The following is an 18,791-nucleotide window of genomic DNA, read 5'->3' on the forward strand; positions in this document are numbered from 1 at the left end:
TTTATTTTGAACATGAAAAATAGATTATGAATGGATGGTATATGGAGTAAATAAGGAGGCAACCTTATTTGGCAATTGTAAAAAATGAAAAAGTAGTTTCTGTTTGTTGCAGTGCCAGAAGTACGCCCGTAGCTGCTGAGGCAAGTGTGGAAACTTTAGCGGAGTTTCAAGGGAACGGATATGGTACTGATGTTGTTACAGCCTGGGCCATATCAATACAAGAGAAAAGGCGCATTCCACTTTATAGCACCGCTTGGGATAACTTTAGTTTGCAAGCAGTGGCAAGCAAACTAAAAATCATTAACTATGGAATGAATTTACATATTGATTGAATTTTAAGTATTGTTTCGTTCTATTTATTTATATTTTAATATCTAGATTAATGTAAAAAATGATGTGGTGAATATTAACATTCGATTAACACCTAATTAACAATCTATCAAAACTGACTTAATAAATGCGTAATATAGTAAAAGTAACAAAATAACTAGGGTAGAGAATATTTGAGAACACCCACTTACATATAATGTGCCACTTTCTTAGGTGTGCTCTATTCCCTAGAGTTCAAATAAGGAGAAAGGCGTTCTATGTAAGTAGGTGTTTTTAGTTTGGATAAAAATAGAACAGTTAGGTGGAATGAATGTTTAAAGAACCTTATATTGCGATGATAAAGGATTGGGAAGGATACAAAGCATACAAAAAATTGCCGAAAACAGTTTTTCTTATGACTGGTTCAATGCTGGAATTACCAGAGCGTGTATATGAATTGCAGAAACATGGACATGATGTATTTCTTCATTGTGATTTTATACAAGGTTTAAATACGAATACAGAGGAAGCACTTTTGTATATTCAAGATGTTATCGGGGCACAAGGTATTATTTCAACAAAGGGTTCGACAATTCGAAATGCTAATAAAATTGGATTGAAAACAATTCAACGTATTTTTATTGTAGATACTTTATCTCTTACTAAATCAATTGAAAATTGTAAAACGACTAAACCAAATGCAGTAGAGATTATGCCGGGGATTATGCCTTCTATAATTAAACAGCTAGTAGAGGAAATAGAGTTTCCTATTATTGCAGGCGGGTTGATTCAAACGCGAGAAGATGCGGAAATTGCAATTCGTGCAGGAGCAAGTGCGATTTCAACAAGTCATTATGAAGTATGGATACATGAAGAAAAAAGGAGTGCAACTTTGTGATTGAATTGAAAAATGTTTCAAAGGTATATAAAAATGCAGAAGAGACAGCGGTTAAAGGCGTATCGGTTCATATTAAGAAGGGCGAATTTTTTGTTTTAGTTGGGCCTTCGGGATGCGGGAAAAGCACATTATTACGAATGATCGCTGGCTTAGAAGAGATTTCTTCGGGAGATTTAATTATTAATGAACGTGTTGCAAATGATCTAGAGCCGAAAGACCGTAATCTATCAATGGTATTTCAAAATTATGCATTATATCCACACTTATCTGTAGAAGAAAATATTTTATTTGGACTTAAGGTAAGAAAAGTACAAAAAGAAGAGCGACAAAAGCGACTAATGGAAGCTATTGAAATGGTAGGACTGAAAGAGTATGTGAAAATGAAACCAGGTCAATTATCAGGCGGACAAAGACAGCGTGTTGCGCTTGCTAGGGCGATCGTGAGTCAAGCACCAATCTGTTTAATGGATGAACCACTTTCGAATTTAGATGCGAAATTACGTGCGCAAATGAGAATTGAAATTAGAGAAATTCAGCAGCGATTAGGAATTACGATGATTTACGTTACCCACGATCAAATAGAAGCGATGACTATGGGAGATCGTATCATGGTTTTAAATAAAGGAAGTATACAGCAAGTTGGAACACCACTTGACATATATAACGAACCAGCAAACGAATTTGTTGCAAGCTTTATAGGTTCTCCTTCTATGAATATAAATGATGGAGAAGTGGATAAAGAAAAAGGTGTATTACATATAGGGAAATTGCAAATTCCATTATCTATTAGACAGTTAAAGCAATTACCAGAAGGAACAATTCGCATAGGCATGCGCCCTGAGCATATTGCACTGTCTGAGGAGGGACAAGAAGTGACGTTGCAATCTGTAGAAGTATTAGGGAATGAATCTATATTGAACTTTGCGGTAAATGGAACAACTTGGAGTGCGAAAGTTATCGGACAGTTACTCCTGAACAAAGGTGACAAAGTAAAATTATTATTCTCGCAAGAAAAGTTATGCTTCTTTAACGAAAACACGAATGAACGCTTAAAAGTGGTAGCTGAAGAAGAGTTGAAAGTGGTGGCGAAATAATGATCGAAGTAAGTAAGTTACCAGTTCAAACAAAGGTGTCAAAAAAGAAAAAATTATGGGAGAGAACGAAAGATTTAAGAATAGGATTATTGTTTTTGGCGCCATCTATTTTGCTATTTTCGATTTTTCTGTTCTATCCATTGTTTAGGACGATTTATTATAGTTTTTATTTAACCGATATACATGGAGAAGCTAATCTCTTCGTTGGCTTAGAAAATTATCAATATTTATTCTCTGATCCAGCCTTCTACAAAAGTATAAAATCAACTTTATTATTTGTTTTATATACAGTTCCTACGAGTATTATATTTGCTTTGTTTCTTGCATTGATTGCAAATGGAAAGGTAAGAGGTATTGGGTTATTCCGAGTTCTGTTTTCTTCGACGATGGGAATATCAGTAGCTGCTAGTGCAGTGATTTGGCTATTTTTATTTCATCCAAGTGTAGGATTATTTAATAATATATTAGCCTCTATGAACCTTCCTGCAATCGCATGGTTAACGAGTCCGGACTGGGCACTATTCTCTGTATCAGTTACAACAGTTTGGGTGAATACAGGTTTTGCATTTTTAGTTATATTAGGTGGTTTACAAAATATTGATACGTCTTTATATGAGAGTGCATCTATAGATGGTGCTAGTTATTTATATAAGCTTCGCCGTGTTACATTACCGATGCTATCGCCAACTTTATTCTTTATTGTAACAGTAACATTAATTAGTGCGTTCCAAAGCTTTGGACAAATTGATATTTTAACGCACGGTGGACCAAATGATGCAACGAATTTAATTGTGTACTCGATTTACAAAGAGGCGTTTGTGAATCATCAATTTGGAACAGCAAGTGCACAAGCGATGGTATTATTTGTTTTCATTTTCATTGCTACATTACTTCAATTTAAGTTTGCTGAGAGAAAGGTGCATTATAAATGATTGTTAAACAGTGGAAGCAAAATTTCCTATTATACATGCTGCTCATAATTAGTGCAGTAATGGTATTTTTTCCTGTACTGTATGCGTTTTTAATAAGCTTTATGACACCAGACGATATTCAAATGAGAAGGTTATTTCCAACTCAATTTACTTTTGATAATTTCATTAATATTTTTCAAAAAGTACCACTTTTTACATACTTATATAACAGTTTAATTGTATCGACAGTCGTTATGATTGGACAACTTATCGTATCAAGCTTAGCGGCGTATGCTTTTGTTTTTCTTCAATTTAAAGGGAGAAACTTAATTTTCTTCCTGTTTATTTCAACGATGCTTATTCCGTGGGAAGCAACGATGGTACCTAACTTTTTAACGATTCAAAACTTTGGCTGGATCAATAGTTTCGCTGGGATGACAGTGCCGTTTTTTGCAACAGCTTTCGGTATTTTCTTGTTACGCCAACATTTTATGACACTCCCGAATGAACTGAAAGAAGCTGCTTTTATTGAAGGGATTGGAAATATAAGATTTTTATTCAGCGTTGTAATACCGTATTGTAAAACGAGTTTTATTACGCTTGGAGTATATAGCTTTTTAACAACATGGAATATGTATTTATGGCCACTTTTAGTGACCACTGATGAAAAAGTAAGAACAGTGCAAATCGGTGTAAAGCAGCTTCAGTCTCAAGAAGTTGCAACTGATTGGGGAAGTGTAATGGCCGGTGTTACGGTTATCGTTATTCCAACATTGATTTTACTATTTTTAGGACAAAAACAATTACAACAAGGATTAACAAAAGGTGCAATTAAATAACTAAGAGAAGGTGAGCTTAAAATGAGTTTAGTAAAAAAAGGTGCTGCTCTATTAATGGCAGCAACAATGGCATTATCTAGTGCCGCTTGTTCAAATAGTAAAACAGAGGGAAAACCTGAAGCGCAGGCAAAAGTAGCACCAGTTGAAAAAAATGGTGATAAAACTGTAATTCGCTTCTGGCATGCGATGGGTGGAAAAACACAAGGTGTACTAGATGGTCTTGTTGCAGACTATAATAAGTCACAAAATAAATACGAGATAAAGGCAGAGTTCCAAGGGACATATGAAGAGTCTTTAACAAAATTTAGAACGATGTCTGCAACGAAAGAAGCGCCAGCTCTTGTTCAATCGAGTGAAATTACAACGAAATATATGATTGATAGCAAAAAAATCACACCAATTGATAGCTGGATAAAAAAAGATAAGTACGATACGTCAAAATTAGAAAAAGCAATTACAAATTATTATTCAGTTGATGGAAAAATGTATTCTATGCCATTTAATTCATCTACACCAGTATTAATTTATAATAAAGATGCTTTTGCAAAGGCGGGCTTAGATCCAGAGAAAGCTCCGAAAACATATGCGGAATTACAAGAAGCAGCGAAAAAGTTAACGATTAAAGAAGGTGGAAATGTAAAACAATATGGATTCTCCATGCTTAACTATGGTTGGTTCTTTGAAGAATTGTTAGCGACACAAGGTGCTTTATATGTAGATAACGAAAACGGCCGTAAAGATGCTGCAAAGAAGGCGGTATTTAACGGTAAAGAAGGACAGAAAGTATTTGGAATGTTAGATGATTTAAATAAAGCTGGCGCACTTGGAAAGTATGGAGCAAGTTGGGATGATATTCGTGCCGCGTTCCAGTCTGGACAAGTTGCTATGTATTTAGATTCTTCAGCAGGTGTTCGTGATTTAATTGATGCATCTAAGTTTAATGTAGGTGTTTCATATATTCCGTATCCAGAGGATTCGAAACAAAATGGTGTTGTTATTGGTGGAGCATCATTATGGATGACGAATATGGTTTCAGAAGAAACGCAACAAGGTGCTTGGGACTTTATGAAATATTTAACGAAGCCAGACGTACAAGCAAAATGGCATACTGCAACAGGTTATTTCTCAATTAATCCAGATGCATATAATGAGCCATTAGTAAAAGAGCAATATGAAAAATATCCGCAGTTGAAAGTAACAGTAGATCAACTGCAAGCGACGAAGCAAACTCCGGCAACACAAGGTGCTTTAATTAGTGTATTCCCAGAATCAAGAGATGCAGTTGTAAAAGCATTAGAAGCAATGTATGACGGGAAGAATAGTAAAGAAGCGTTAGATGAAGCTGCCAAAGCAACAGATAGAGCAATTAGCATTTCAGCTCGTACGAGTCAAAAATAAGAGAAAGCCGTATCCTTAAAAGGGATACGGCTTTCTCTATAGGGAGATAAGGGATCAAAGAAATGATGAAGTCTTATCTCTTTTATATGAGTAAAGGGTCTAGAGTGAATGTTGTCCTTTTCATTATTTATTTAACTCCATTGCGACTTGTTTACCATTTACGAAAACCTCTACTACCGCTACTACAACTTCCATTACTTTTTTCATCTCTCATCTCTCCTTATTTTTTGTTTCATTTCTTACTCTCAGTATAAGGAAATACAGTAATTACAACTATCGAATTGGATGACAAGAGACTTACATTGTTGTAAGGATAATAGTTTAGTTTGTAATAAAGTGAAACTGTAATCAGTGGGGGGCTTACTGCCCGTTAATGCGGGATTTCAATTCTGAACTTTCTGTCGTTTTGAACTATAATTAGAAAGAGGGGGATAATATGAAAAGAATTCTTGTTATTAGTGATATTCATGGAGAGATAGAAAAGTTCGAACAGTTATTGGAAGAAGCTCAATATGATGCGAAACAGGATCAATTAATCTTACTGGGAGATTATGTAGATCGTGGTCCAAATGCGCGTGCTGTAATTGAAAAGGTAAGAGAATTGAAAGAAGAGGGAGCACTCATTTTAAAAGGAAATCATGAAGATATGATGATTAAGGCGTTAACGACAAATGAGGAACGTTCATGGAACCATTGGGTAAAAAGAAATGGTGGAGATAAGACATTATATAGCTATGGATTTGTAGAAGAGGATATTGCGGTTAATGAGAAAGACTTCCAAAAACCGATGTTACAATCTCGTGTATTAGAGGAACATATAAAGTTTATTCAAGAATTAGATCATTACATTGAAACAGAAGAGTATATATTTGTACATGCTGGGGTTGAACCGATGAAACGAGTTTCTGAATCTGAACCATATACGTTAATGTGGATCCGTAATGAATTTCATAATGGATATAGTGGTGAAAAGGTTGTTGTATTTGGGCACACGGAAACAAAAACGCTTCATGGTAGTGAGGATTGCGGAGTGTATTTTGGGAGTAATCGTATTATTGGAATTGATGGCGGGGCTGTGTATGGTGGTCAGCTAAATTGTTTGGAGTTGCCGAGTAAAAAGGTATATGTAATAAAAAATTGAAAGAGATAAGAGGAATCTTATTTCTTTCAATTTTTTATTAAGCTAAATTTAAGACAAAGTTTTTATAATAAAACTTCAAAATTTTAGAAGGAAATAGTTAAAAATGAAAATACGTAATGTAACTACATTCTTTTGTTATGAAGAGAAGAAATGTAATAATAAATAGAATTGAACTATTTGATGGAAGGTGAGAGCATGCGATTACTTGTAGTAGAAGATAATGCCTCGTTATTAGAGTCTATCGTACAAATTTTGCGTGATGAATTTGAAGTAGATACGGCAATAAATGGAGAAGATGGATTGTTTTTAGCGCTTCAAAATATATATGATGCAATTTTGCTGGATGTGATGATGCCAGGAATGGACGGATTTGAAGTAATTCAAAAAATACGTGATGAAAAGATTGAAACACCAGTCCTGTTTTTGACAGCGAGAGATTCTTTAGAAGATCGGGTGAAGGGATTGGATTTTGGTGGAGATGACTATATAGTTAAGCCATTCCAGGCCCCTGAATTAAAAGCGAGAATTCGCGCTTTACTACGCAGAAGTGGTAGTTTAACAACCCAGCAAACGATTCGTTATAAAGGGATTGAATTGTTCGGAAAAGATAAAGACGTTCAAGTAGATGGACAAAGTATTAAGTTGACATTGAAACAATATGAGCTACTAGAGTATCTCATTCAAAATAGCGGGAAGATTTTAATGCGTGAACAAATTTTTGATCGTGTTTGGGGATTTGATTCAGATACGACAGTAGCCATTGTGGAAGTGTATGTGCATCATTTGCGTAAAAAATTAGAACCATTCGGTTATCAGAAAGATATTCAAACCGTTCGAGGTATTGGATATATATTAAAAGAACAATGAAAAAGGGAAGTATGTTTCAAAAGACACGCATTCGTTTGACTATAGTGAATTCATTAGTATTTATCCTATTAATAGGTATATTAGGTAGTATTATTTATTCATACACATATAAGCGTATTTATAATGAAGTGGATCAATCTATAAAAATGATGGCTCAGTATAGAGAAAAATTAGATGTTAAAATACCACCAAGAAAACGTATGGAGAATATCCAAATTGGAGATCCGCGAGTAACTAGAATAACTTGGAATGGGAAAATAGTGAAAATAGAGGGCGATAACCGTAAATTCCGTTCTATTTTTGAAGAGAATTTGGAAAAGTTTTCTCCGGAAAAAATAGGGGAGTTACAAGATATCAAAGTACAAGGACGATATTTTAGAGCATTTTCGCTTCAAAAAGATGGAGAAATAGTTCAAATCGTGCGAGATATAACAGCGGAAGAAGGAATGTTAAATACTTTATTTTTAATTCTTATTATAGGTTGTAGCATAGGAAGTTTATGTGCAATAGGAATCGGCTTTTTCTTAGCTGGTAGGGCACTCGTACCTATTCAAAATTCATGGGAGAAACAGCAGCAATTCGTTTCTGATGCATCACATGAACTCAGGACACCACTTGCAGTTATTCAATCAAAAACGGATGTTTTATTCCAGTCACCATCCGCTACGATAGAAGAAAAAGCGATGGATATTTCTACAATTTCAAAAGAATGTAGGCGGTTATCGAAACTCGTTAGTAATTTATTATTGCTAGCACGTTCTGATTCTAATCAAATTGAGATGGATAAGAAAACATTTGAACTTGATAAATTGTTAGAAGAAATAGTAGCTCCATATAAGGAGATTGCTTCTTATCAAGAAAAAGAAATGATGCTAAAAGTAGAACGTGGTGTATCTTTTATGGGGGATAGAGAGCGGATTCATCAAATGATGGTCATACTGTTAGATAATGCGATGAAGTATACAAACGAAGGTGGGCATATTCAAATCGATTGCACGCAAACGAGTAGTTCAATTCGTATACATGTGAAAGATGACGGGATAGGAGTGAAAGAAGAAGATATTCCGAAATTATTTGATCGTTTTTATCAAGGGGATAAAGCAAGAAGTACGTCAGAAGGAGCTGGATTAGGTCTTTCAATCGCAAATTGGATTGTAGAAAAGCATTATGGAAAAATATCAGTAGAGAGCAAATGGGGAGATGGAACTTGCTTTGAAGTGATTTTCCCTAAAAATCAAAAAATATAAGTAAGAAGACGATCTTGTTTTTACAAGGTCGTCTTTTTTAAGGGAAAGTTAAGAAACTATTTATATTATGTATGGCATAAAGAAAGTTCGTTACATGAAGAAGAGACTAGGTGTATGTGAGTGAGTTTTATCAATCATAATGTTATCTCAAGCAGCGATGAGATGTATGTATAGTATTAAAAAAACTAGGGGAATGATGGGAAAGAAAGTATAAGAGGGAGGAATTAATTTTGAAAAAGAAAATGATGACGGTATTCACTATTGGAGTAATGAGTTTAAGTATATTAGGGGGTGCCTCTCCTTCTGAAACACAAAAAGGAAAGACAGATTACACACAGCGCAGTAAAGAACAATTGAACAATGGTAAGATACATGCAGTGCATACAGAAGAAAAAGCAGAGAAACTAGGTATTGAAACGGAAGGAAAAGAACAAATTACACTAGAAAAAGAAATTCATGAAACAGAAGTAGGAAGGGAAGCAGAGCAGTTAGGCATATCGATTGAAGGAAAAGATGTTGGGACGCTGTCAGAAGAAATCTATGAAACAAAAGTAAAGCAAGAAGCGTTAAAGCTAGGTATATCTATAGAGAATACATCAATTGTAGATTTAATTACTCAAATTAATGCGATTAAAATTAAAGATGAAGCAGATAAATTAGGTATTTCGACAGATGGACAAGAAATCGAAGACATCGCGGAAGAAATCTACGGAAAGAAAGTAAGAGAAGAAGCAGGAAAGTTAGATATTTCTCAAAAAGGAAAAGAAATTGAAGAGTTAGCACAAGAAGTGTACGAACAAAAAGTACAAGAAGAAGCAAAAAAATATCATATTGATTTGTATGGTAAAGATATATATCAAATATTAAGAGAAATTAATGAACAAATGGTGCTACAAATGGCAGATGAGCTTAATATGGATAAAATGAATATGAATATTCAAGAGTTAGCGGAAAAGATAAAAAAAGATCAGCCTGAAAAAGGAAAAGAACTAAATTTTGTACCGATGATACGAACGGATGCTGACGCATTTTATTCTTATTTAACGAATTAATAAGGGCGTGAAAGCGATAAGAAAATTGAAGTGGTATATATGTACAGCTTTACTAGGTACAGCAATATGGAGTGTATATACAAATGGAATTCCAAAGTATGTAGAGAAGTTAACATTCTCAAATATACAAAGAGGAAAAGAAACGGAGTTTAGTAATAACGATGAAAAAGTCATCTTATCAAATGTTCCATTAATTCAGCAGTTACCAGAATTGGATAGAGGCTGTGAAGTGACAAGCTTAGCGATGATGTTACAATACGCTGGTGTTTCAGTGGATAAGATGACATTAGCAAATGAAATAAAAAAAGTTGATTTTATAGACGATGGTGTGCGCGGGAATCCAAATGAAGGATTTGTAGGTAATATTTATACATTCTCTGAATCAGGATACGGTGTATATCATGGGCCACTTTTTCAGTTAGCGGAAAAATATTTACCTAATAAAGCTGTAGACTTAACAGGGAAGAATATAGAAGAAATTTATAAGAGTGTAAAAGCAGGGAAACCTGTAGTCATGATCACGAATGCAACATTTGCACCATTAGATGAAGATGAATTTACTACATGGGAAACAAATAGTGGAGATGTTTCTATTACGTATAATGAACATTGTGTTGTACTTATTGGGTATGATCAGGAATCTGTATATATTCGAGATCCACTTGAGGATAGCTTAGATGTAAAAGTACCGAGAGAAACCTTTGAACAGGCATGGGTACAAATGGGAAGTCAGGCAATTAGTTATGTAAAGAGCGCTAAATAAATTAGGAAGAAGATTTTTAGTAATATGACTATAAGGTGAAGGATAAAACATTTGAGGATTATAAGAGAAGTTTTATAGAGTAGAAGCTGTTAAGAAATAAGAGAACTTTAGCATATATAATGCTAAAGTTCTCTTGTTTTTATGATTAAAATACTTATAGGGAGTAAATATGTAAAAATGCATAATTGAAGAAAAAATTACATTTTATCATTATATATTGTTTTATATATGTTAATTGTATAAAATGACACAAGTATCCACATTACATAAAGGAGGCTTATTATGCAAAAAGTATTTAACTGGGTTAAATGTATGAGTATCAATAAAAAATTAATCATTTCATTTTTTATTATTTTAACTATACCAGGAATTATTATCGGTGGTGTTTCATATCAAACTGCCAAAACAAATTTTGAACATCAAATGACAGATAAGGCAAAGGAGAATATTTCGATTTTAAATACTGTTATTTCTCAAAATATAGAAGAGAAATTTGTTGATGCGACGTACTTTGCAGACATCTTAACAGAGGATACATATCCAAATGGACAAGAAGAAATAGTAAGAACGAAGTTAGCACAATATATAAAGCTTCATCCAGAAGTAGAAGGTATTTATATTGGAACAGAGACGGGAAAGTTTATAAGAGAACCATTTATTCAAATGGCTGATGGGTATAATCCAACAGATAGATCTTGGTATAAAGAAGCACATGAAAATAAAGGGAAAGTAATTGTTACTGCGCCATATCAGTCAGCATCTACAAAAAATATGGTAGTGACAATTGCGAAAGAAGTAAAAGATGGTAAAGGTGTTATAGGAATTAATTTAAACTTAGATAACATCTTAAAAATTTCCAAAATGATTAACATTGGTGAAAAAGGTTATGCAGTTATTTTAGATCAAAATAAGCAAATTGTTAGTCATCCATCTAGAAAACCAGGTACAAAAGTTACTGATCCTTGGATTAAACCAATTTATGAAGATAAACAAGGAAATGTGTCTTATACAGAACAAGATGATAAAAAGAATTTAATCTTTGCAACAAATGAGAAAACAGGCTGGAAAGTAGTTGGAGTTATGTTCGATGAAGAAATTACCCAAGCTGCAAATCCAGTGTTTTATAAGACTTTAATTGTTATTGCTATCGCTATTGTATTTGGTAGTGTATTAATTTATTTCATTACAAAGTCTATTACAAGGCCATTACGAAAAATAGCTGAATCGGCACATAAAATTAGTAAGGGAGATTTAACAGAGAAAATTACAATCCATTCCAAAGATGATATAGGGAAACTAGGGAATTCATTTAATGAAATGTCTACGTCTTTACAAGATGTTATTACCCAAATTAGCTTTTCAGCAGAACATGTTGCAGCATCGGCAGAAGAGTTAACAGCGAGCGTACAGCAAGCGAATGATGCGACAGATCAAATTACAATTGCAATGGAGCAAGTATCAGGTGGGGCTGAATCACAAAGCCAAGGTGTTGAAGAAGGTGCGGCTACATTACAACAAGTAAATACAGCAATTCAAGATGTAACTGGAAGCGCAGAGTCAATTTCTATTTCCTCATTACATGCGCGAGAAAGAGCTGAAGAGGGAGAAGATTTAGTTGAACAAACCGCAAAACAAATGCAGTCTATTTCTAGGTCGGTATCCGAGTCAGATGCTATTATTAAACTTCTTGATGAGAAATCAAAGCAGGTAGGAGCTATTTCTGAAGCAATTCAAAATATCGCTACTCAAACGAACTTATTAGCTTTAAATGCGGCTATTGAAGCAGCAAGAGCAGGTGAACAGGGACGAGGATTTGCTATTGTAGCAGATGAGGTTAGAAAATTAGCAGAGCAATCAGGAGAGTCATCTGGAGAGATTGCAAATTTAATTGCAGAAATTAAGGCGGATATTGAACATACTGTTAAGGCAATGGATAATGTGAATGGAGAAGTTCAACAAGGCCTTGATGTTGTAACAAAAACGAAAGTAAGTTTTACGGAAATTTTAAGTTCTACTACACATATTGTTTCTCAAGTTAATCAAATGGTAGAAACAACGAAGAGAATTGCGGGAGATGCAAATGAAGTGACAAATGCTATTGATGAAATTGCAGCGGCTGCAGAAGAAAATACAGCTAGTATGCAAAGTGTTGCAGCTTCAACAGAAGAACAAGTTAATTCAATGGAAGAAATTAGTTCTGCTTCGCAAAACTTAGCTGGGATGGCAGAAGAATTACAAGCGATGACTAGTAAATTTAAAGTATAATAACAGCAGATAAGTAAGGTGAAAATAATATCACCTTACTTATTTTTCTATTCAGCAATTAGGGGAGTCATTAACGGGATGAAAAAAAGAAAAAGACTATGGAATTTATGGAAAACGATTACATTGTTAGTTTGTACAGTTGTGATTTTTTCTTTACTTGTGACAGATATATTAATTAGTCACAATGTAGAACGGACAACGGAGGATAACCAAGCAGAGAAAGCAAAAACAATTGCACACATTGTGGCGAATGATTCGATTGTAATCGATGGCTTGATTGGGAAAGCAGATACTTCTGCAATCCAAACGTATACAAATAGGATATTAAAAAACACAGGTGTTCAATTTATTGTAGTTATGGACATGAATGGAATAAGAAAATCACATCCAAATCCTCAAAAAATAGGTCATCATTTTATTGGGGGAGATGAAGGGCCTGCATTGAAAGGAAAGGAACATGTATCACTGGCAGAAGGAACTTTAGGTATTTCAATGCGAGTGTTTGTACCTGTATTTTCTGAAACGGGTGAACAGCTTGGAGCGGTGGCGGTCGGTATTTCAGCAGATAATGTAAAAGAGAGAGTTAAGGAAAGTAGATATATCATTTATATTGGAGTTGGAGTTGGAGTATTAGTCGGAATTATAGGAGCGATATTGCTAGCTAGACATATAAAGAAAAGCTTATTCGGTCTTGAACCTCACAGGATAGCAAAAATTCTTGAAGAAAGAAATACGATGCTACAATCTGTAAAGGAAGGTATTATTGCTGTAGATAAAGAGGCTAGAGTAACGCTAATTAATAATGAAGCGAAACGTCTATTTAAAAAAAGCGGACTTGAAGAAGATTTTATCGGTAAAGATGTTGAGTTGTATATGCCGAATTCACGTATAAAAGAAGTATTGCAAACGGGAGAAGTACAATTAAACGAAGAACAAAATATTTATGGAATTACGATTGTGACGAATCGAGTTCCTTTATATGTAAAAGGAGAAATAGTTGGCGCAATTGCAACATTTCGTGATAAAACAGAGATTCGAAAACTAGCAGAGGAACTAACTGGTATTAGACTATATGCAGAAGCATTACGGGCACAATCTCATGAGTTTATGAATAAGATGCATGTCGTATTAGGGCTTACACATATGAAACAGTATGAAGAATTACAGAAGTATATAAGCGGTATGGTATCAGAGCATCAATATGAAATTGGTGGAGTTATGAAAAGAATAAAAAATCCAGTATTTGCTGGTTTTTTACTAGGTAAGCTCAGCTATGCTAGAGAGAAGAATATCAAATTAATTATAAGTGAAGATTCTCATATGCCGGAAATAGATGATGAAAGTATTACTCATGAACTTATTACGATTGTGGGAAATTTAATTGATAATGCGTTAGAGGCAGTGACGAATTGTGAAAAGAAGCAAGTTGAAGTTGAGATACAATATGGGGATATATTAACTATTACAGTACAAGATACGGGAAAAGGTATACAAGAAAAAGAAATAGAGGCATTATTTACGAAAGGTTATTCAACAAAGGGAGATAACCGCGGTTATGGTTTGTATCTTGTAAAAGAAAGTATACAGCGAATAAATGGGGAAATTGATATACATTCATTAGTAGGAAAGGGAACAACGATAACAATTGAAATACCTAAAGGTAGGGATGAGAGGCAAATATGATTAAAGTTTTAATTGTAGAAGATGACCCGATGGTAGCAATGTTAAATACGCATTATTTAGAGCAAGTAGGAGGGTTTGAACTTGTTCAAGCAGTTAACTCAGTAAAGTCGGCGATAGAAGTATTAGAGAAATCACGAGTGGATTTAGTATTACTTGATATTTTTATGCCTGAAGAGACTGGGTTTGAGCTTTTAATGTATATTCGGAATCAAGAAAAAGAAATCGATATTATAATGATTTCAGCTGTACATGATATGGGGAGTATTAAAAAAGCATTACAATACGGAGTTGTAGATTATTTAATTAAACCATTTACATTCGAACGATTTAAAGAGGCATTAACTATATATCGAGAAAAACTTACTTTCATGAAAGAACAACAAAAGCTTAGTCAATCGGAATTAGATTCGTTAATTTTACAAAAAGAAAAAAGAGAGCCTACTGTCACTAAAGAGCTTCCGAAAGGATTAACGAAGCAAACGTTGCAATTAATTTGGCAGAAGATCGAGTCGTTGAATGGACGAGCGTTTACAACAGATGAAATGGCACAATTAGTTGGAATTTCAAGAGTTTCTATTCGGAAATATGTAATGTTTCTGACTGACATTGGGGTGTTAGAAAATGAAATGATGTACCAACATGTGGGAAGACCTGTAAGTAAATTAAGATGTGTTAATCAAAAGAAAATAGAGTTTTACGTATAAGCGACTTAGTATAAGTCGCTTATACTTTTTTTAATTACAAAATCAATTACAAAACTTACAAAAACTATTTTTACTATTGAAAGCGTTTTAATATTGTTATTAAGAAAACGAGGGGGTGCCATATGGGAATTCAAAAGAATGTGGAAGCGGTATCATTTTCTGACGGAAATGAAGTACAAAGAGAATCTTTCGCTTCTAAAATTATGAATGTAAAAATCGGTGTTATACCTTTACCGTTATATGTAGTATTGGCTGCTATTATTTATGGGGCATCTGTATATAATAAATTGCCAGCAGATATGATTGGTGGATTTGCAGTTATTATGATCATGGGGATTTTCTTAGGCGATATTGGGATGAGAATTCCAATTTTAAAAAATATCGGCGGTCCAGCAATACTTTCGTTATTTATTCCATCATTACTTGTATTTTTTAACTGGATGAATCCAGCTTCAATGGAAGCTGCGACTATGTTAATGAAAAAATCGAACTTTTTATATTTATATATTTCTTGTTTAGTAGTCGGAAGTATTTTAGGAATGAACCGTAAAGTGTTAGTACAAGGTTTCGTTCGCATGTTTATTCCTTTAGTAGTAGGGACGTTAGCTTCTGTAGCAGTAGGGTTATTGGTCGGTTCATTATTTGGATTTGAAATGAAGCACACATTCTTCTTTATCATCGTACCAATTGTAAGTGGTGGTATCGGGGAAGGGATTTTACCATTGTCGCTAGCTTATAGTGATATTTTAAATGAATCGTCAGCAACGTTTGTATCACAGCTTATTCCAGCAGCTATTATTGGAAATATGTTCGCAATTGTAAGTGCAGGGTATATGAAGCGTTTAGGTGAGAAGAAACCGGAGCTTAGTGGTAACGGTGTATTAGTGAAAACAGACAATCAAGCAGAATTATTAAAAGAACAAAATACAGAGAAGCCAATTGACTTCTCATTAATGGGAGCAGGTTTATTAATTGCGTGTACGTTCTTCATCTTCGGAGGATTTGCTTCTAAGTTCATCGGTATTCCTGGGGCAATCATTATGATTTTTTCAGCAGCACTTGTGAAATACTTTAAATTAATGCCAGCAAAAATGGAGCAAGGAGCATTCCATTTATATAAATTTATTTCGAAGAATTTAACTTGGCCTTTAATGGTTGGATTAGGATTGCTATATATTCCGTTAAAAGACGTAGCAGCAGTTCTTTCAGTAGGATATGTTGTTGTGTGCGCATCGGTTGTTCTTACAATGGTAGCATCAGGTTTTATTGTAGGGAAAGTGATGAAGATGTATCCAGTTGAATCGGCGATTGTAACTGGATGTCATAGCGGTTTAGGTGGAACTGGAGATGTTGCTATTTTATCAGCTTCAAATCGTATGGAATTAATGCCGTTCGCGCAAATTTCTACTCGTTTAGGCGGAGCGGCAATGGTTGTAACAGCGACAATATTATTAAAAATGTTTTCATGATCAAACAAGCTAGCTATATTCATATAGCTAGCTTGTCAAATTAAGGGGAGATTATAAGTATGTTAGCAAATCAAATTAATGAAAGATCATTGTTATTGCATAAAGAATTAGTAGGGAAAATTGAAATTACAAGTAAAGTGGAAGTAAATTCAGCGGATGATTTAAGCCTGACGTATACACCAGGTGTAGCGGAGTCTTGTAAAGCAATTGCGGCAGATGAAGAAACGGTGTATGACTATACAGCACGTGGTAATATGGTGGCAGTTGTTTCAGATGGAACAGCGGTACTTGGTTTAGGAAACATTGGACCGAAAGCGGCTATGCCTGTTATGGAAGGAAAAAGTATTTTATTTAAGAAATTTGCGAATGTAGATGCTTTCCCATTATGTTTAGGCACAACGGATGTAGATGAAATCGTTACCCTTGTAAAAAATTTAGAGCCTACATTTGCAGGGATTAATTTAGAAGATATTGCAGCACCACGTTGTTTTGAAATTGAAAAACGATTAAAAGAAGAGACGAATATTCCTGTATTCCATGATGATCAACATGGAACAGCTATTGTCGTTTTAGCAGCTGTTATTAATGCATTAAAAGTTGTTAGCAAACAAATGGATAATGTGAAAATCGTTATTAACGGTGCGGGTTCGGCAGGAATTGCAATTGGAAAATTATTATTAAAGGCTGGTGCAAAGCACATTACGCTAGTTAGCCTAGAAGGTATTGTTTGTGAAGGTGAAACATGGATGAACGAAGCACAAATTGAAGTTTCAAAAAAGACAAATCGTGAACATGTGCGTGGAACGTTAAAAGAAGCGATTCACCAAGCTGATATTTTTATTGGCGTATCTGCTCCTAACGTATTAACGAAAGAACTTGTACAGACGATGAATGAGAAAGCAATTGTGTTTGCAATGGCGAATCCAATTCCAGAAATCTTCCCTGAGGATGCATTAGAGGCTGGGGCAGCTGTAGTAGGAACTGGGCGCTCGGATTATGCGAATCAAGTAAATAATGTATTGGCGTTTCCCGGAATATTCCGCGGTGCGTTAGATGTGCGCGCAACTGATATTACAGAAGAGATGAAATTAGCGGCAGCATATGGGATCGCTAACATCATTACTGACGAAGAACGTAATGCGAATTATGTAATCCCGAATCCATTAGATAAAAGAGTTGTTCCAAGTGTTGCAGAAGCAGTAGCGAAAGCAGCTATTGATTCGGGCGTGGCGCAAATTACGAAAATACCAAGTTATTAATAGCTAAAAGCAGTGCCTAAAAGGCACTGCTTTTTTGAGATAAGAAATCAAAATAATGAAGAAGTGTAGAATTATTTATGTTTCTTCACTATTTATTTAATTCCATTGCAACTTGTTTACCATTCACTAAAACCTCAGTTACTGCTACGATTACTTCTATCATTTTTTTCATCTCTCCTCGTTTCATTTCTTACTTTAAGTATAAGAGAAGAGAGATAATTCAACTATCGAAGTACATTCCGTAGAAATTACATTGTTGTAAGAAAGTGGTTTATTTTTGTCACTTTACTCAGCAGTGATTACAAACTGATCATAATATTTTTCATTCACATATATATTTAATAACCATAATCCAGATGAAGGTAGTGACATAGTGAGAGGGAGTTCGTTTGCAGTAGAATCGATTGTATTTGAAGTGGTCCAAGTTTGTTTGGAAGTTTCTTTTTGAAAGAGTACTGGTGTCGGAGTTACAGATCCTTGTTTTAGCGCAATAATAGACAATTTTCCAGTTGGTATTTCAGAATCTAGAAAGTACCACATTATTTCATTTTGTTCATTCGCGATAATAGGACTATCAGCCATTGCGATTTTTCCTTCGATGCCTTTTAAAGGTATTTTTCCGTCTATGAATGAGGGGGCTTCTTCCCAATTTACATCTTTTAAAACACTAAGATGAAAGAAGGAAGGTGCGTTCACTTGATTGGATGACGTTGCGACAGCTTCAGTTTTAGATGCTTTTGAATCAGGTTGTGCTGGTGTGCATCCAGTGATGAGGAAGGAGAGAAGTAGCATAGTTCCGATTTTTTTCATGGTGCCACACTCCTAGTTTTTATTGTTAGTGTAATTGTATTTGCTAGAAGGCGGGACAATTCCTTTAAAGTATAAAAAGAGG

Annotated in this window: 16 protein-coding genes and 1 pseudogene; 16 read left to right on the top strand and 1 reads right to left on the bottom strand. The window is 34.6% G+C overall.

Annotation, left to right across the window (positions count from 1 at the left end; all coding sequences use genetic code 11):
• Window positions 1–56: 56 nt before the first annotated feature.
• The 16 genes and pseudogenes from BM089_RS25020 to BM089_RS25095 all read left to right on the top strand — a co-directional run.
• Window positions 57–332: pseudogene (locus BM089_RS25020) on the top strand (GNAT family N-acetyltransferase); the annotation flags it as partial.
• A gap of 308 nt (window positions 333–640) precedes the next feature.
• A complete protein-coding gene (locus BM089_RS25025) occupies window positions 641–1,207 on the top strand; it encodes a glycerol-3-phosphate responsive antiterminator (RefSeq protein WP_090978368.1) in 567 nt (188 codons plus the stop codon).
• Window positions 1,204–2,301 carry an ABC transporter ATP-binding protein gene (gene ugpC, locus BM089_RS25030; RefSeq protein ID WP_000571384.1) on the top strand — a complete coding sequence of 366 codons (1,098 nt, stop codon included), beginning with the start codon at window positions 1,204–1,206 and terminating at the stop codon, window positions 2,299–2,301. Before BM089_RS25025 ends, ugpC begins: the two co-directional genes overlap by 4 nt.
• Window positions 2,301–3,233 carry a carbohydrate ABC transporter permease gene (locus BM089_RS25035; protein ID WP_000573796.1) on the top strand — a complete coding sequence of 311 codons (933 nt, stop codon included), beginning with the start codon at window positions 2,301–2,303 and terminating at the stop codon, window positions 3,231–3,233. Before ugpC ends, BM089_RS25035 begins: the two co-directional genes overlap by 1 nt.
• Complete coding sequence (locus tag BM089_RS25040) at window positions 3,230–4,051, top strand: carbohydrate ABC transporter permease (protein WP_000635946.1); 822 nt, start codon at window positions 3,230–3,232, stop codon at window positions 4,049–4,051. The genes BM089_RS25035 and BM089_RS25040 overlap by 4 nt, the downstream gene beginning before the upstream one ends.
• Before the next feature lie 21 nt (window positions 4,052–4,072).
• Window positions 4,073–5,449 carry an ABC transporter substrate-binding protein gene (locus BM089_RS25045; RefSeq protein WP_000060580.1) on the top strand — a complete coding sequence of 459 codons (1,377 nt, stop codon included), beginning with the start codon at window positions 4,073–4,075 and terminating at the stop codon, window positions 5,447–5,449.
• Window positions 5,450–5,885: 436 nt separating this feature from the next.
• Window positions 5,886–6,590: a metallophosphoesterase family protein gene (locus BM089_RS25050; RefSeq protein ID WP_000821970.1), complete on the top strand. Its 705-nt coding sequence runs from the start codon at window positions 5,886–5,888 to the stop codon at window positions 6,588–6,590.
• 195 nt (window positions 6,591–6,785) lie between these two features.
• Window positions 6,786–7,457, top strand: coding sequence for a response regulator transcription factor (locus tag BM089_RS25055; RefSeq protein WP_001238623.1), 672 nt, complete (start codon window positions 6,786–6,788; stop codon window positions 7,455–7,457).
• Window positions 7,454–8,704 (top strand): sensor histidine kinase, encoded by a 1,251-nt coding sequence (locus BM089_RS25060; protein WP_080017751.1) that lies wholly within the window; start codon window positions 7,454–7,456, stop codon window positions 8,702–8,704. The genes BM089_RS25055 and BM089_RS25060 overlap by 4 nt, the downstream gene beginning before the upstream one ends.
• 230 nt (window positions 8,705–8,934) lie before the next feature.
• Window positions 8,935–9,756: a hypothetical protein gene (locus BM089_RS25065; RefSeq protein ID WP_000728588.1), complete on the top strand. Its 822-nt coding sequence runs from the start codon at window positions 8,935–8,937 to the stop codon at window positions 9,754–9,756.
• A 7-nt stretch (window positions 9,757–9,763) separates the two neighbouring features.
• Window positions 9,764–10,519, top strand: a complete 756-nt coding sequence (locus BM089_RS25070; RefSeq protein WP_086387701.1) for a C39 family peptidase — start codon at window positions 9,764–9,766, stop codon at window positions 10,517–10,519.
• A 282-nt stretch (window positions 10,520–10,801) separates the two neighbouring features.
• Complete coding sequence (locus BM089_RS25075) at window positions 10,802–12,784, top strand: methyl-accepting chemotaxis protein (RefSeq protein WP_071714238.1); 1,983 nt, start codon at window positions 10,802–10,804, stop codon at window positions 12,782–12,784.
• A gap of 78 nt (window positions 12,785–12,862) precedes the next feature.
• The gene (locus tag BM089_RS25080; RefSeq protein WP_065229735.1) at window positions 12,863–14,467 is read left to right on the top strand and encodes a sensor histidine kinase; all 1,605 of its coding nucleotides are present in this window, start codon (window positions 12,863–12,865) and stop codon (window positions 14,465–14,467) included.
• The gene (locus BM089_RS25085; protein WP_000598688.1) at window positions 14,464–15,171 is read left to right on the top strand and encodes a response regulator; all 708 of its coding nucleotides are present in this window, start codon (window positions 14,464–14,466) and stop codon (window positions 15,169–15,171) included. Before BM089_RS25080 ends, BM089_RS25085 begins: the two co-directional genes overlap by 4 nt.
• 122 nt (window positions 15,172–15,293) lie before the next feature.
• Window positions 15,294–16,640 carry a 2-hydroxycarboxylate transporter family protein gene (locus BM089_RS25090; RefSeq protein WP_090978370.1) on the top strand — a complete coding sequence of 449 codons (1,347 nt, stop codon included), beginning with the start codon at window positions 15,294–15,296 and terminating at the stop codon, window positions 16,638–16,640.
• A gap of 59 nt (window positions 16,641–16,699) precedes the next feature.
• Complete coding sequence (locus BM089_RS25095; protein ID WP_000880781.1) at window positions 16,700–17,899, top strand: NAD(P)-dependent malic enzyme; 1,200 nt, start codon at window positions 16,700–16,702, stop codon at window positions 17,897–17,899.
• A 285-nt stretch (window positions 17,900–18,184) separates the two neighbouring features.
• Here BM089_RS25095 and BM089_RS25100 read toward each other — a convergent pair whose 3' ends face one another.
• On the bottom strand, window positions 18,185–18,709 hold the full coding sequence (locus BM089_RS25100; RefSeq protein WP_000719680.1) for a DUF4871 domain-containing protein: 525 nt from the start codon (window positions 18,707–18,709) through the stop codon (window positions 18,185–18,187).
• Window positions 18,710–18,791: the final 82 nt, after the last annotated feature.

Origin of the sequence: Bacillus sp. 5mfcol3.1 (assembly GCF_900114335.1) — a bacterium.
Taxonomy (GTDB): domain Bacteria; phylum Bacillota; class Bacilli; order Bacillales; family Bacillaceae_G; genus Bacillus_A; species Bacillus_A thuringiensis_S.